This window comes from Halobacteriovorax sp. DPLXC-1, assembly GCF_036903125.1.
Taxonomy (GTDB): Bacteria; Bdellovibrionota; Bacteriovoracia; order Bacteriovoracales; family Bacteriovoracaceae; genus Halobacteriovorax_A; species Halobacteriovorax_A vibrionivorans.
This window is the reverse complement of sequence record NZ_JAYMCO010000001.1, coordinates 170,853-184,106: the sequence shown is the minus strand read 5'-3', so window position 1 is coordinate 184,106 and position 13,254 is coordinate 170,853. Positions and strand designations below refer to the sequence as shown.

Sequence of the window (13,254 nt, the reverse complement as noted above, 5' to 3'; positions counted from 1 at the left end):
AATAGGTGAAGTGATGGCTTTAAATTATTTAGCGAGTATCTCACATTATATTCCGGAGCTTTTAGTATGCTTCACGATGGGGGCCTTAATCCTCATCGAAGCTACTTACGGAAATGATGATAAGGGTAGCTCGAAAAAAATGTTTTACTGGAGTTCGATGATTGGACTTTTATGTGCTCTGATTTATCAAGTTAAAGGTCTTGGTACTGATGCAACACATATTTTTACAAAGTCTGTTGTCATGGACCATTTCTCTGGTTTTGCTAAGATCGTTATGATCTTAAGTACGGCTGGGGCAATTTATCTTTCTAAAGTTTCTAAAGATCTTTATGAAGGTACGAAAGCTGAGTTTGGTATCTTAGCAATGGGAATCTTAGTTGGTGGTATGCTTCTAGCATCTGCAAACAACATGCTAATTTTCTTTATTGGTATTGAAACACTTTCAATCCTTTCTTATGCAATGGCAGCTCTTAAGAAAAATGATGAGCGCTCTACTGAAGCAGGTCTTAAGTATGTACTATATGGTGGTGCAACTTCAGGGATGATGCTATTTGGTATGAGTCACATCTTTGGAACTCTTGGAACAATTAATTTCTCTGAGATGATCCCAATGATGTCTGCATTAACTGAAGATCAAACACTTATTCTGATTCCTTCGTTCTTATTATTCTTTGTTGGTATCGGATATAAAATTGCTTGTGTACCATTCCATATGTGGTCACCAGATGTTTATGAAGGTTCACCTCTTCCAGTAACTGCTTTCTTCTCATTAGTTCCGAAGTTTGCAGGTATTGCAGCATTTACTAGATTAACTCAAATCTTCTTTGCAGGGGATGTTGGGATGCTTAAACATTCTTGGATCTTCTTGCTAATGGTAGTTGCATCATTAACTATGACAGTAGGTAATGTCTCTGCAATTGGACAAAGATCAATTAAGAGAATGCTAGCTTTCTCTTCTATCTCACACGCTGGTGTAATGATGTTAGGGGCCATTGTTCTTGGTGAAATGGGTGCAACAGCTATCCTTTTTTACGCGGTAACATACCTTTTCATGACTCTTGTAGCATTCTATATTGCTTCATTTATCCAAGATCACTATGGTAATGATCATATCGATCGTTTTGCTGGTCTTATTAAAAAGCATCCATTTGCTGCAATCGCTATGACAATTACAATGTTCTCATTAGCAGGTCTTCCACCTCTAGCGGGATTCGTTGCAAAATTTAATATCTTAGCTGCAGTTGTTCAGCAAAAGTACTATGTACTAGCTGTTATCACTGCTGTTAACTCAGTTATCTCGCTTTACTACTACATGAAAGTTGTAAGAGTGATGGTACTGAAAGATGCTGAATCAGATGAGAAGGTTGCAGGTCTTGGATTTGTTAATCAACTTATTATTGGTGTTTACACTGCACCAGTACTGATTATTGGTATCTTCTGGCAAAAGTTACTTTCTCTTGCCAATGGAGCCTTGCTCCTAATTAAGTAGTATGGAATTAGTACTACTGACAACTACAATCTTATTTTTATTACTTGGGGTAGTCTTAGGCTACCCTTTGTTTTTCAAGCCAAAGAAGTCTGGCGGCCCATTTCGTAAAGTTCATAACGAAACTAATATTGCGAATTCAAATATTGTCCCTTTAAAATCTGTGTTTAAATACGCGATTGTATTTTTAGTTCTTGCAATGATTACAGTTATTATTACTGGTGCAGGAAATCTAGAATTTTATAAAGAAGCGTATTCAATATTGGCCGGCCTTGCTACAATTTTAATATTATTAATTTTATAGTCTTTTAAGAAATAGGGATAGTTCTTGGAGTTAATGATAACTTTGCCACTATGGCTGATCTTAATTCAATTTGTTGGTGCACTTGTAAACTCACAAGACTTTGCGCCTACATACAGTCTCAAGAAGTATCTTATTGCATCTCATAAAGCACAAGAAGTAGATGCTCTAAGTTTTAATTCTTTTTTTGTAATACTTTTATCTGTTCTATTTTTTCAAACATTATCAATTTTCTTTATATTAACAAATCAGCTTTCTTATATTCTTCCATTCTATTTCATGATGATAATCTCAACGATTTTCTTAGGGATTTATCGTTTTAGATTATCACTGATAAGAAGAGAGGTTATAGAGATTACACAGATCACTTTATCGCAGTTAATTTTGATTAGTATCATTGTTTTAACTTGGTTTTTAGTTCAGTCTGATTCAATTATTTTAAGGTCTATTTTCCTACTACCATTGTGTATTCTCTTTTATTCAACTGAGCTGCAAATGATAAAGTCAGGCTCAATTTATTCAGATAAGAAATACTTAGAAATAAAATCTTCATATATAAGATTGTTATATCAATGTGGATTCATCCTTTTTGTCATAAGTTTGATACTTACGGGAAGCGACTTTTCAAAACTAATTATTTCAAAGTTTAGTCCAGGCTATATCCATTATGGAGCTTTAACTGTTTTGGTAATCGTATTACAGGTAATATCAATTATTTTGAGTAATATATATATTAAGTTTCAACCTCTCAGAGATTATCAAAGTTTGATAACATCTTCTAAAAAGAGAGTGTTAACTTCATTCTTTATTTTTGTAATCTTTTGTAGTTTAAAGGCTTTTAATGTTTTCTAATATTATCATTATATTGCTTTTCATATTTGCGGCTTTTTCAAAAGGTCGCTACACAATGATGCTCTACTCAGTTGCCCTTTCATCTTTGTTGGTAAGTTTGATGGGAGTGTCTTCAACTGTACTTATTTACTTTTTAGGTCTATTTCTTGTTATTTTTATTCTTCTTATAACATTAATAGAATATTGTTTTCCGACAACTCAAATAAAGTTTAAAAAGTTTTCTTATACGCCTTATATACTATTTACTATTATCTTACTGGGTGTTTTCTCAGTTAATATTTATCATTTAAATAACGATAATAATCTTATTAGCATAATCAATAACTACAATGTTGATACCCATATTAATTGGCCAATCCTATTAAAGTTTTGTGTTTTATTAGTATTTACTGCATTTCTGTCACTAGTGAACCTAAATGGAGATGAAGAGAATGCATAACATCGATACATTTACACTCCTAACAATTGTTTTTGTTATTAATATCGGAGTTTATTTATTTACGCAGAGATTTACAAAGAAGCTTTTTTCTTTGTTTTCAAATATTGCAATCTTTCTTTTACTAATCGACCTTAGAGTTCAGGAGTCTATATCTTTAAGCGATGGTGTTATGCTTTTTATCTATGTAGCGCCAATCTTTCTTCTGATAAATTCTCTGTTTAAGGAATTTCGTGTAAGACAGGGGGCAAATTGATTTATTTTAATGTCTCTTTATTCTTACTTACTCTATTGGCGGTTCACTTCTCATCAAAGATTAATAACTGGGGACGCTCATTTATTTCCTTGATACCTATACTTTCGATTGTTGTCGTATATTTTTCTGGTATGGAGATAAATTACCTTAATTCTATTTTCCCGTTCATTTTATCTTTTTTAGTTATTGATGAAAAAAAACGAAATGTTTACGAGATTTTGCCATTTGGAATCTTACTCTTTCCAATTGATATCAATATAAAGATTATAGCTTTTGCTTCTTGTGTATATCTGAATTTAGGTAGCTATAAGAAACAGTCGCTTAATATTCTTAAACTTGCGATTATCGCATTTATTACGCTCGTTGATAAAACTTTGGCCTTTAAATACTTATTCTCTGTTTATTTATTATTATCTTTTTTAGACACTGATAATAAGGACTTTGCGATTACAGATGGAGTGATTCTTTCTTACCTACTCACTAGTGATATTCAGTATGTAACACAAAACTTAAACCAATTCTTAATTGGACTCTCTTTTTTAATCTTTTTGAGCTTATTAAATAAAGAAAATATCTTTAAAATCATATTTGTATTAACTGCAATCGTGAGTGTTTTCTTAAATTCTGAATCTCAATTAATGGGTCTTATCGTTTTTTATTATATGATTAGATCTTTTCAAACATGTATAAAAATTTCTGCTAGGGAAATTGCGGTTTTTGATAAGTATGTTCTAGTTAATGCTTTATCTCATCTTGGATTGATTGGAATTCTAGCAATGTCATTTTCAACTCAAAATCCATTCTTTATTGCTCTGTCAATTATACTTACTTTCTTTGTTTATATTTTAGGTAGCGATGAATTGACCTCATTTGAGATGAGTGGCAAATGGTATGAAAGCTTTTATTCACTTGTTTTCTTTAGCGTTTTTGGCTCTCTTTTGTTTCTACTTTCAAGTAAGGCATTTTCTATTAATGACCAATTCTATCTACATGCAATTACATCTTACTTAGTGATAGGTATTACATTTATCGTGATTTGTTATAAGTTTAGAGCAGTGATTGAGCCTATTTCGACACAGTTACATTTATCTAATAAAAAACGACTCATTTATATGAATAATATTTTTTATAATGAGAGAAGATCTCTTGCTCAAACTGATCAAGTAGTTAAAGGAAAGAGTATACTGTCGCATATTTCAGTACCATATAAGACAGTAAGAACGGTTAGTTTAATTGTTACGGCCATTTATTTCTTAGTTTTAATTGTGCAGGTGGCAGGATGAAGTATAAGAATCTTATTATATATTTAGCTGTTTTAATTGGCTCAATTCTTATTTCATTTTTCTTAAATGGCTATACTGTGGAAACGCCGTTTCCGTATTTTAGTATGTCTTTTAAGTTTGGACTTCCAACAATTGTTGGAACATTAATAGCCGCAGTACTTGTACGAGAAGAAAGTTTTCTAGATAGAGTTATTAGTCTGCCTCTTTCAGTGTTTGCATTCTCTTCAGCAACTATTTTGCCTTTTGTTATTTTTACAGGTGCATTTTTTGCAATATTAAAAATTGAAAATGTAAAATTCTTATTATTTGCAATCTTGAATTTATTAGCTCTTTTAATTTTTAAGAACGACATTGTAATTAGTAATCTAACTTTTGTTGTATCTGCTTTCTTAATACTTTCGTTTACAAAAAAGATATCATTGTTAAATTTATTTCTATTCCAATATTTTGTCTTGTTGGATATTAATTCAACGATTAGCTCAGTACATTTATTTTTGATCCCTTTTTGTGTTCTTTTACTTCTTTTCTTATATGTAAGAGGAAAGGTTAGAAACTCTATTAATGTTATGGCCTTGGCCTTAATCATTCTCTCGGGAGATGTAACGTTATCGTTGATATTAACAGCATATAGCTTACTAGGTATTTCTATATTATTTGATAAATATCGTTCAAAAGAAGAGAAGATAATAACTTCTAATGTAACAATAGCTACAATTATAATTTCAATGTCATTTTTGTCAGCGCAATCCTTGTTAATACCACTAATTGTGGTACTTACTGTGTTTGTTGAATACAATAAGAATAATGTGGAGGTTAATCATGCAGTCTAACTTCTATTTTCTTCTTCTGCTTTATCCAGTTATATATTTCTTAAATAACTTCCTTATTAAGGTTACTTCAATTAATTCTAAACAGAGAACATCTGTATTAGCTTTCGTATTCTTATCATCATTTTACTTTCTATTTAGAGATTTCATCTTCTCTTCTGTCGATAGAAGTTATTTTGCTATATGTTCAGTTTCATTTTCACTATTCTTTTTAAATAGTCGTGGAAATTCGCGAGTATTATTTAAGGCCATTACATTATTATGGTTTTCTCTTTTTAATATATGGAACTTCACGGGTGTAACGGATATCGTTCTTTTACTTGGGATGTTTTGTTTTTTTGATACTGATAAGAAAAGTGAGCATAGCTTATTTTATAACCTATCGTGGATTATAATTGCTGTAGTTTATTTCTTTGTTAAAGAGTTTCAAGGTGGAGAACTTGGAAGTCTCTTTTATGAAATACTTCTAGTTGTTTCTACTCTTTTATTGGTTCCAAAAGAGAAGGATTCACCTTTTCTTTCTATTCTCCAGTATATTTTCTGCTTATCTGTGTTAAATCGATTTATAGCTTTAAATATAGAATTAAGTCCTTATTTCTATCTATTATTTCTCTTTCTACAAGTAGCATTTTCATTTATTAAAATTGATGAGAAATACCAGGCCATTCAATTGATGTCGATTTGTATGGCCAGTGCAATTATCTTATTACCAGTATTTGGAATTGATAGTTTTTATCAACTATTTTTAATAGTTTATCTTCTTGTTTTTTCTTATAAGTCAAAGCAGTCAGAGATCGTTGCCAAGTTATTGAGTATTGTCCATGTCCTTTATTTATTTTTAATTGGCTATGTCGCATACTTACACAATACTTACTTAACGAATTTACAGCTACTTTCAGTGATATTCTTGATTGTTACACTCGCTTATCGTCAAAACCTATTTGGTATTGTGCAAAATAGTCCACGCAAAGCGATTGTTTGATTTAATTTCAATTACTTAAGATAATAGTCATATGATTAAGTTTCGTGTCAAAACCAAGTCGAACAAGGTTTTGGGCCCTTTTATATTCTCTGAACTAGTTGAATTAGGCGAAAAAGATGCTATCGATCAAAACTGCCTTTTTCAGAAGTTTCCTACAGGAGACTGGGCACCGGTGGGTGCAATTCCAGAGCTTTCAAATCTCTTTGAAAAAATAAACTCAGATGAACCTTTAAAATTAAGTGAGAATACTGACAAAGATGAACCTCAAGAAGAGGTTAGATATGCGCAAACTGATAGTGAGCAAAAGCATCACACATTAATTGGTGAAGATAAAACAGAGTTCAATGAATTCAAGTTCTCTAAGGATAAGAAGCTCGATATTAACTACGATGAAATCGAAGAGAAGTTTAAGGCCAAGAAAGAACAGGAAGAAATTGAAGCACAAAATGCAGGTGTTGAGAAAACAGTAGTTGTTAAAATGCCAGCTTTTAAGCCACCAGAGAAAGAAAGTGATGAAATAGAAAAAACAGTAGTTGTTAATAATCTGCAAGATGTACTTGATGAATCTGATGATGAAGAAGATGAGAAAAAAGAGAAAGCTGAAGAGGTTGTAGAGGAGCCAGAAGAGGTTGTCGAGGATGATGCAGCTACAGCTATGTTCAATCTAGAAGAGCTTAAAAAAGAGCAATTGCCAACTAAGACTGAAGATTACAGTGACTTAGAATTAAAGATAAAACAAGAAGAGAGAAACCTTAAAAAGAAGGGGAAGCCAAAAGAGCAGCCTAAGCTTGAGTCTAAAAAGACAAAGAAAGAAGCCAGTAATAAGAGAAGAAATCTTACGATGGCCCTTTTCTTGGTTGTTACCCTAATTTTTTTAATGCCAGATGAGAAGAAAGATATCGAGACAGTTGTTGTTCCAAAGATTGTCTTTCCTGTCGCAACAGAGGTAGCAGCTCCAAAGAAGGCCCAAGAAAGCTATATTGCGGGGCTTAAACTATTTCAAAAAGATGATTATGTCTCACGCGTAGCTGCGGCCCAAAAGTTCTATGAGTCTCTACGTTACAAGTTTAACAAGAACCCAGCATCAGGAAAACTTATTCATGTTTATAGTGATTTGTTGATAGACACTCAAAAAACAAAGAAAGCTGGGCAAGTTATCTCTAAGCTTTTGCGTATTGAGGAAAGTAAATTATTAAATGATATTGATGTTGTAATAGGTGCAGCACAGTTTTATGCCTTTTTTAAAAAGTATGAAACAGCAATCTTTACAATCGAGAGATATAATTACTTAAAGTCTAATAAACCCTCTGTAAAACTATTTTCAATATATCTAAATTACCTATTAAAAGCAGGGGAGTTAGACAAAGCAAAAATCGTTTACGAAAAACTAAGTGGCGCTAAGGTGAAAACAGTAGAGTCAATCGATGCAATGGTTAATTACCTACTACTTAATGAAAATAGTACTGATGCCCTTAAACTTATTCAAAAACATGAGAATAAGTTTAAAAATAATTATCGATTCTTAATAGTCTATGGGGAGCTTCTCTTAGAGCTTGAAAAAATGGATACCTTAAAGAAAGTTGGCGCTATTTTAACAGCAAAATATGGTGGTGGCTCTCCTTATAATTTTGCACAAGGTCTCAAGTTTATGGGATTTGTAAAAGCATATGATAAGGATATCCAGGGAGCAACGAAGCTTTTTCAACAATCATTAAAAATTTATGATGATGAATCTCTTAGAGACACCCTCGCTACTTTAGACGTTGCCGGAAGTGATCTAACACAAAAGGTTATTTCAACAAGTAAGATTAAAGTTCTGATTAGACAGTCTAAAGATGAAGTTATGCTTCTAAATTGGGACCGAGCATTTGAATTGGCCTTAAGAGCAGTGTCTTTAGATGAAACAAGTATCGATGCAAAATTATATTTAGCTGAGTTACAAGTTAAGCGTGGATACTTTGATTTTGCTATAAAGACACTTACAAAGCTAAGAGCACTTCACCCTGTTAATCCTAGAATCAATTATGCTCTAATTATGGCAAATCTGAAGTCATATAAGAAAGATGAGGCCAAGAGATTATTATCTGCACTTTCAACTAGTGAGGAGTTTAGAGAAACATTTGAATTTCAAATGCTACTTGCTCATTATTATAACCTAATTGCTAATGATAAAATGGCATTTGATAAGTTTAAAGCAGCTTCTCAAATTAACCCGTTAAGTGATGAAGCATTCTTTGAAATGGCAAAGATTGCATTTAAGAATAAAAAGTTTAAACAAACAAAATTATTCTTAAATGAGGCCATGAGTTTAAACCCTTCAAATATTGATTATAAAATTCTTAATAGTAAGGTTTTATATGAAACAGATGGTGTAAGAACTGCCATTGGTTACTTAAGACAGGAGCTTCTCGAGCATAGAGATAACCCTAAGTTATATGGTCAAATTGCAGTTTATTATTACCGTGATCAGGACTTTGAAGCATTTAAAGAAATGAAAGAAGTTCTTGATCGTCTTAATAAAAAAGATGGTGCACTATATGCATACTTAGTAGAGGTTTCTGAAATAGAAAGAGATTATAATGACTTGGTTGAAAATGCTTTAAAGTTACTTGTGTATGAGCCAGGAAATTTATTAATACGTGAAAAACTTATCATTACTTATATTCATTTAAAGCAATATGCGAATGCAACTAAGCATATCAACATCTTAGAAAAGAGACTTCCTACTTATCCTCGTATTAATTACTACCGATCAAAAATATTCTTTGAGCAAAATAATTATAAGCAGGCCGAGGCATTTGCTAAGAAAGAGATAGAAATGCATCCAAACTCTGAATATGGATACTATATTCTAGGCGAAATTTATTTAAGGGCCAAAAAAGTTCAAGAGGCCAAGGCAAATCTTTCTAAAGCTATTCAGATTAATAAACGCTATTTTGATGCGATATTCTCAATGGGTAAGCTTACATTTCAAACTCGTGAGTTTGTGCCTTCTCTGCAGTTCTTTCAGCGCGCATACCGCTTAAATCCGACTGATGCAGACTTGAATAAGATGATGGGTTTCCTATATAAAGAACTTGGACAACCGAATCTTGCTATCGATAAATTTAATCGTTATTTAACATTAAGTCCTAACGCGCCTGATCGTAGAAATATTATGAGCTTAATAAATCAATTAAAGCGTTGACAAATGTATGCAAGAATCTTAATAATATATCTCACGAATGCAAAATTTGTATTTTGCGGAGGATTGGCTGAGTGGTCGAAAGCGGCGGTTTTGAAAACCGTTGAGCGCGAGCTCCGCAGGTTCGAATCCTGTGTCCTCCGCCACTTTTTTTCTATGTGGAGAAGTGGGAGAGTGGCCGAATCCAGCACCTTGCTAAGGTGTCGTACCCTTACGGGTACCGCGAGTTCAAATCTCGCCTTCTCCGCCATTTTTAAATCTTTTCCATTTCTAATAAACAATCAAAAACAATTATATGAAAGATCAATCTAAAACCATTCAAGATGTTGGTTGTTCATTTGATATTGATAAATATTTAAATGCAAGAAAGCTAACGATTGACGCCGTTAAAGAAGTCTCTGCTTTGGTTTGTGTCGGTATGACAGAAGATGATGGTCAAAAGCTAATTGATGAAGTTTTGGCCAGCAAGGGTGTAGAGAAGAAATGGCATCCAACGAAGTTTCGTATTGGAAAGAACACAGTAAAGTCTTTTCGAGAGAAGTCTGATGAAGGTGTAACTCTAAAAGAAAATGATCTCTTCTTTATTGATATCGGTCCCGTCTTTGATGGCCACGAAGGTGATTACGGTGAAACCTTCGTAACATCTAATAATCCAGAATATTTAAAAATTAAAAAAGCTAGTGAAGATGTTTTTCATACTACTGCCAATAAATGTCGCGATGAGGGCCTTACTGGAGTTGAGTTATATGAGTTTGCGCAATCATACGCTAGAGATTTAGGTTATGAACTTAACTTAAAAATGAGTGGTCATCGTTTAGCGGACTTTCCACATGCTGTCTATTTCCGTGGAAGCCTTGGTTCAAGTGATATAAAGCCAAAGAAGAATCTTTGGATTTTAGAAATTCATATTCGCCATCCTGAGAATGAATACGGTGCCTTCTTTGAAGATCTAATTTAAACAACTGTTTCGTCATATTTGTGTAGGCCAGCTTTACACAAATACATGTTTCCTTTTAAAATTTTAAAATAACAAAAGGACAGAACATGAAAATATTCAATCTTCTAATCATATTAATTTTTGTATCTTCTTGTGCTTCTTCATCTAAGAACGAACTTTCATTTGATGCAGAATTATCTCAATTTAAATATCCATTTCCAGTTAAAACATATGAATTCTCAACTCAAACGCAAAAGTTAAAAATGAGATATATGGATATTGGTAAGTCAAAGTCAAAAGTTGCTGTTCTACTTCACGGCAAAAACTTTGCAGGATTTTATTGGGAGAGAATTGCAAATGATCTTGTGAAAAAAGGTTACCGAGTTATTATTCCAGATCAAATAGGATTTGGAAAAAGCTCGAAGCCAGACAACTATCATTATAGTTTTCCTCAGTTGGCAAAGAATACTCATGGATTAATAAAATCACTAGGAGTGCGTAAGTATATCGTTGTTGGTCATTCCATGGGGGGAATGCTCGCTGTAAATATGGGTGCCATGTATCGAGACATTAGAAAGGTTGTACTCGTAAATCCAATTGGCTTAGAAGCATATCTTGATTATGTCGAATATAAAGACCCTGAATTTTTCTTTAAAAGTGAAATGAATAAAACAGTCGATAAGGCCCGCGCCTATCAGCGAAAAAATTATTATGATGGAGCTTGGTCAGATTCATATGAAGCATTATTAACTCCATTTAAAGGTCAGTTAAATGGACCAGATTATGAAGTTGTTGCATGGAATGCGGCCTTAACTTATGGACCTATATTTGAAGATAATATCGTTGTTAAATTTCCTAAAATTAAGGCCAAAACAGTTTTAATATTAGGTACTCGAGATCGAACAGGTCCTGGACGAGGTTGGAAAAGAAAAGGTGTTAAGAGAAAGTTAGGACAGTATCAAAATTTAGGTCGAGAAATAAAAAAAGAAAACCCTAAGCTTAAGCTCATTGAGCTAAAAGGCTTAGGGCATATGCCTCAGTTTGAAGACTATAATCGTTTCTCTAAAGTGTTCTTTAGAGAGTTTTAATTTCTCTTAGTTAGGCAACGAGTTTAATACCTTGTTGCCTAGCATGATCTGCATACTTCGTATCAATTCCCATAATATGTGTGAATAGCCAGTTTTTAAGGAAGCTTGCAAGTTTATCTTTTTCAACTTGTCCACTCTTGAGCTGCGCTTCAAACTTTGCAACATTTGAAAGAAGCTTCTCGTGTACTCTCTTATGAGATTCATAAGATGGATAGTTTATTGAACGCATATATTCTTCTTCTTCATCAAAGTGAAAGACTACGTATCCTTTTAAATCCTCAAAAGCTTTAGCGATACCTTGTTGAGTATTCATCGCACGGATAAGAGTATTGATTCTTTTTAATAATTCCTCGTGCTCGCTATCTACCTTCGGTATACCAATTGCATATTTTTTATCCCAAGGAATCTCTTCAATTGCTGATGAAGTTACAATATGCTTTTCAGTCTTAGTTTTATGGATTGAGTGTCTTAAATCTTTTAGGTAATCATTAATAGTACTTGCTAGTTTCAGTGTTTGCGAAACGACAAGTGTACTTCTTTGAGTTGAGTTATTGATTAAGTGAATAGCATCTCTTAGTTCAATAACACCATTTTCTTGCTCTCTAGCAGCGACTGTAATTTCTTCGATCTGCTGATTCATTTTTAAAGTTTCTTCATTTGTTTGATTGAAGCTATTTTTAAACTCTAAAAGAGTGTGATCGCAAGAATTGGCCGTTTCATCTAATCTTGTTCCAAGTGATTTACTGCTTTCTTCGATCTTTTCAATAAGTGTATTTAGTTTTGTTTGTGCTTCAGAAAGAGTGTAGTTAATCGCATCCGCACTATCACCACTTGTTGTCGCAAGCTTTCCAATCTCCTCGGCTACAACAGAGAATCCCTTTCCATGCTCTCCTGCTCTGGCCGCCTCTACTGAAGCGTTAAATGATAAGAGCTTAGTCTGGAAAACAATGTCGTTGATAAGTTGTGCCTTACTTTCGACTTCGCTAAAAGTATGTAGAAAGCCATTTAAATTTGTGGCTATATCACTTAGTGACGCATTAATATCACGACTTGTGTCTAGGCTGGCTTCAATATTTTCTTCAAGCCTTTCAAGGGACTTATCACTATTTCCAATAAGTTGATTAATTTCTTTAATATTGCTTTCAAATGATGAAATTGATTCAGTTGTTCTTGTGATCATTGCACTAATTTCGTCACTGGTAGCACTCGTTTCTACGACAGCGCTTGCTTGTTCATTAGTACTATCTTCAAGCTGCTCACATGAATCAAAGAACTGAGAGTTTGTCCCAATGATGTTTCTTTGAAGATAATCAAGTTTCCCCATTAATTCGGTAAGTGAATCCCGATGCTTTTTTTGCATAATGTAGAACATGACCAATGTTGGTATTGTTGCGAGCACAAATGGTAGTGATGCAATGACACCTGAATTAGTTAAGTAACCAATTAAACAAGTAATAGTTAGTGATAAGGTAAATGTAGTGGCGATAATATTGTTAGTTTTCATATTAACAATATCGGGCAAGAATCAGTTTTTTGTTAGAAAAAATTTAATGACCTTCGTCACTTTTCGCTAAGAATTATTGTTTAATTTCAACAACTTCGATGAAAAATATTGAAAATTT

General features: G+C 33.0%; 12 protein-coding genes and 2 tRNA genes. 12 read left to right on the top strand and 2 right to left on the bottom strand.

Translation table 11 applies throughout. The annotated features are described in order from the left end of the window. Positions 1-13 precede the first annotated feature (13 nt). From VCM44_RS00930 to VCM44_RS00905, 6 genes are read left to right on the top strand one after another with little or no spacing between them, the layout of a single operon-like run. A complete protein-coding gene (locus tag VCM44_RS00930; protein WP_334677784.1) occupies positions 14-1,489 on the top strand; it encodes an NADH-quinone oxidoreductase subunit N in 1,476 nt (491 codons plus the stop codon). A 1-nt stretch (position 1,490) separates the two neighbouring features. Beyond that, positions 1,491-1,790, top strand: a complete 300-nt coding sequence (locus VCM44_RS00925; protein ID WP_114706050.1) for a hypothetical protein — start codon at positions 1,491-1,493, stop codon at positions 1,788-1,790. A gap of 33 nt (positions 1,791-1,823) precedes the next feature. Further along, the gene (locus VCM44_RS00920) at positions 1,824-2,639 is read left to right on the top strand and encodes a hypothetical protein (RefSeq protein WP_120403977.1); all 816 of its coding nucleotides are present in this window, start codon (positions 1,824-1,826) and stop codon (positions 2,637-2,639) included. Beyond that, entirely contained in the window at positions 2,629-3,078 is a 450-nt protein-coding gene (locus tag VCM44_RS00915; protein WP_334677783.1) for a hypothetical protein, read from the top strand. The genes VCM44_RS00920 and VCM44_RS00915 overlap by 11 nt, the downstream gene beginning before the upstream one ends. After that, positions 3,071-3,331, top strand: a complete 261-nt coding sequence (locus VCM44_RS00910; protein WP_114706053.1) for a hypothetical protein — start codon at positions 3,071-3,073, stop codon at positions 3,329-3,331. Before VCM44_RS00915 ends, VCM44_RS00910 begins: the two co-directional genes overlap by 8 nt. Continuing rightward, positions 3,328-4,614, top strand: coding sequence for a hypothetical protein (locus VCM44_RS00905; protein WP_334677782.1), 1,287 nt, complete (start codon positions 3,328-3,330; stop codon positions 4,612-4,614). Before VCM44_RS00910 ends, VCM44_RS00905 begins: the two co-directional genes overlap by 4 nt. Positions 4,615-4,684: 70 nt before the next feature. Here VCM44_RS00905 and VCM44_RS00900 read toward each other — a convergent pair whose 3' ends face one another. Continuing rightward, on the bottom strand, positions 4,685-5,410 hold the full coding sequence (locus VCM44_RS00900) for a hypothetical protein (RefSeq protein WP_334677781.1): 726 nt from the start codon (positions 5,408-5,410) through the stop codon (positions 4,685-4,687). 8 nt (positions 5,411-5,418) lie between these two features. On the opposite strand from VCM44_RS00900, the gene VCM44_RS00895 reads away from it, so the two are divergent. The 6 genes from VCM44_RS00895 (at position 5,419) to VCM44_RS00870 (ending at position 11,632) form a co-directional block, all read left to right on the top strand. Continuing rightward, positions 5,419-6,423: a hypothetical protein gene (locus VCM44_RS00895; RefSeq protein ID WP_133296885.1), complete on the top strand. Its 1,005-nt coding sequence runs from the start codon at positions 5,419-5,421 to the stop codon at positions 6,421-6,423. Between the two features lie 31 nt (positions 6,424-6,454). Beyond that, positions 6,455-9,610 (top strand): tetratricopeptide repeat protein, encoded by a 3,156-nt coding sequence (locus tag VCM44_RS00890; protein WP_334677780.1) that lies wholly within the window; start codon positions 6,455-6,457, stop codon positions 9,608-9,610. 57 nt (positions 9,611-9,667) lie between these two features. After that, a tRNA-Ser gene (locus VCM44_RS00885) sits at positions 9,668-9,753 on the top strand. A 14-nt stretch (positions 9,754-9,767) separates the two neighbouring features. Next, a tRNA-Ser gene (locus VCM44_RS00880) sits at positions 9,768-9,857 on the top strand. Positions 9,858-9,902: 45 nt separating this feature from the next. Further along, a complete protein-coding gene (locus VCM44_RS00875) occupies positions 9,903-10,565 on the top strand; it encodes a M24 family metallopeptidase (RefSeq protein ID WP_334677779.1) in 663 nt (220 codons plus the stop codon). Positions 10,566-10,651: 86 nt separating this feature from the next. Next, positions 10,652-11,632: an alpha/beta fold hydrolase gene (locus VCM44_RS00870; protein ID WP_120403985.1), complete on the top strand. Its 981-nt coding sequence runs from the start codon at positions 10,652-10,654 to the stop codon at positions 11,630-11,632. 10 nt (positions 11,633-11,642) lie between these two features. Here VCM44_RS00870 and VCM44_RS00865 read toward each other — a convergent pair whose 3' ends face one another. Continuing rightward, positions 11,643-13,136 carry a bacteriohemerythrin gene (locus VCM44_RS00865; protein WP_120403986.1) on the bottom strand — a complete coding sequence of 498 codons (1,494 nt, stop codon included), beginning with the start codon at positions 13,134-13,136 and terminating at the stop codon, positions 11,643-11,645. Between the last annotated feature and the right edge of the window lie 118 nt (positions 13,137-13,254).

Excerpts from the sequence above, each read along its gene's own strand:
- VCM44_RS00930 (WP_334677784.1), top strand. The coding sequence starts at position 14 with ATGGCTTTAAATTATTTAGCGAGTATCTCACATTATATTCCGGAGCTT.
- VCM44_RS00925 (WP_114706050.1), top strand. The coding sequence starts at position 1,491 with ATGGAATTAGTACTACTGACAACTACAATCTTATTTTTATTACTTGGG.
- VCM44_RS00920 (WP_120403977.1), top strand. The coding sequence starts at position 1,824 with ATGATAACTTTGCCACTATGGCTGATCTTAATTCAATTTGTTGGTGCA.
- VCM44_RS00915 (WP_334677783.1), top strand. The coding sequence starts at position 2,629 with ATGTTTTCTAATATTATCATTATATTGCTTTTCATATTTGCGGCTTTT.
- VCM44_RS00910 (WP_114706053.1), top strand. The coding sequence starts at position 3,071 with ATGCATAACATCGATACATTTACACTCCTAACAATTGTTTTTGTTATT.
- VCM44_RS00895 (WP_133296885.1), top strand. The coding sequence starts at position 5,419 with ATGTGGAGGTTAATCATGCAGTCTAACTTCTATTTTCTTCTTCTGCTT.
- VCM44_RS00890 (WP_334677780.1), top strand. The coding sequence starts at position 6,455 with ATGATTAAGTTTCGTGTCAAAACCAAGTCGAACAAGGTTTTGGGCCCT.
- VCM44_RS00875 (WP_334677779.1), top strand. The coding sequence starts at position 9,903 with ATGAAAGATCAATCTAAAACCATTCAAGATGTTGGTTGTTCATTTGAT.
- VCM44_RS00870 (WP_120403985.1), top strand. The coding sequence starts at position 10,652 with ATGAAAATATTCAATCTTCTAATCATATTAATTTTTGTATCTTCTTGT.
- VCM44_RS00865 (WP_120403986.1), bottom strand. The coding sequence starts at position 13,136 with ATGAAAACTAACAATATTATCGCCACTACATTTACCTTATCACTAACT.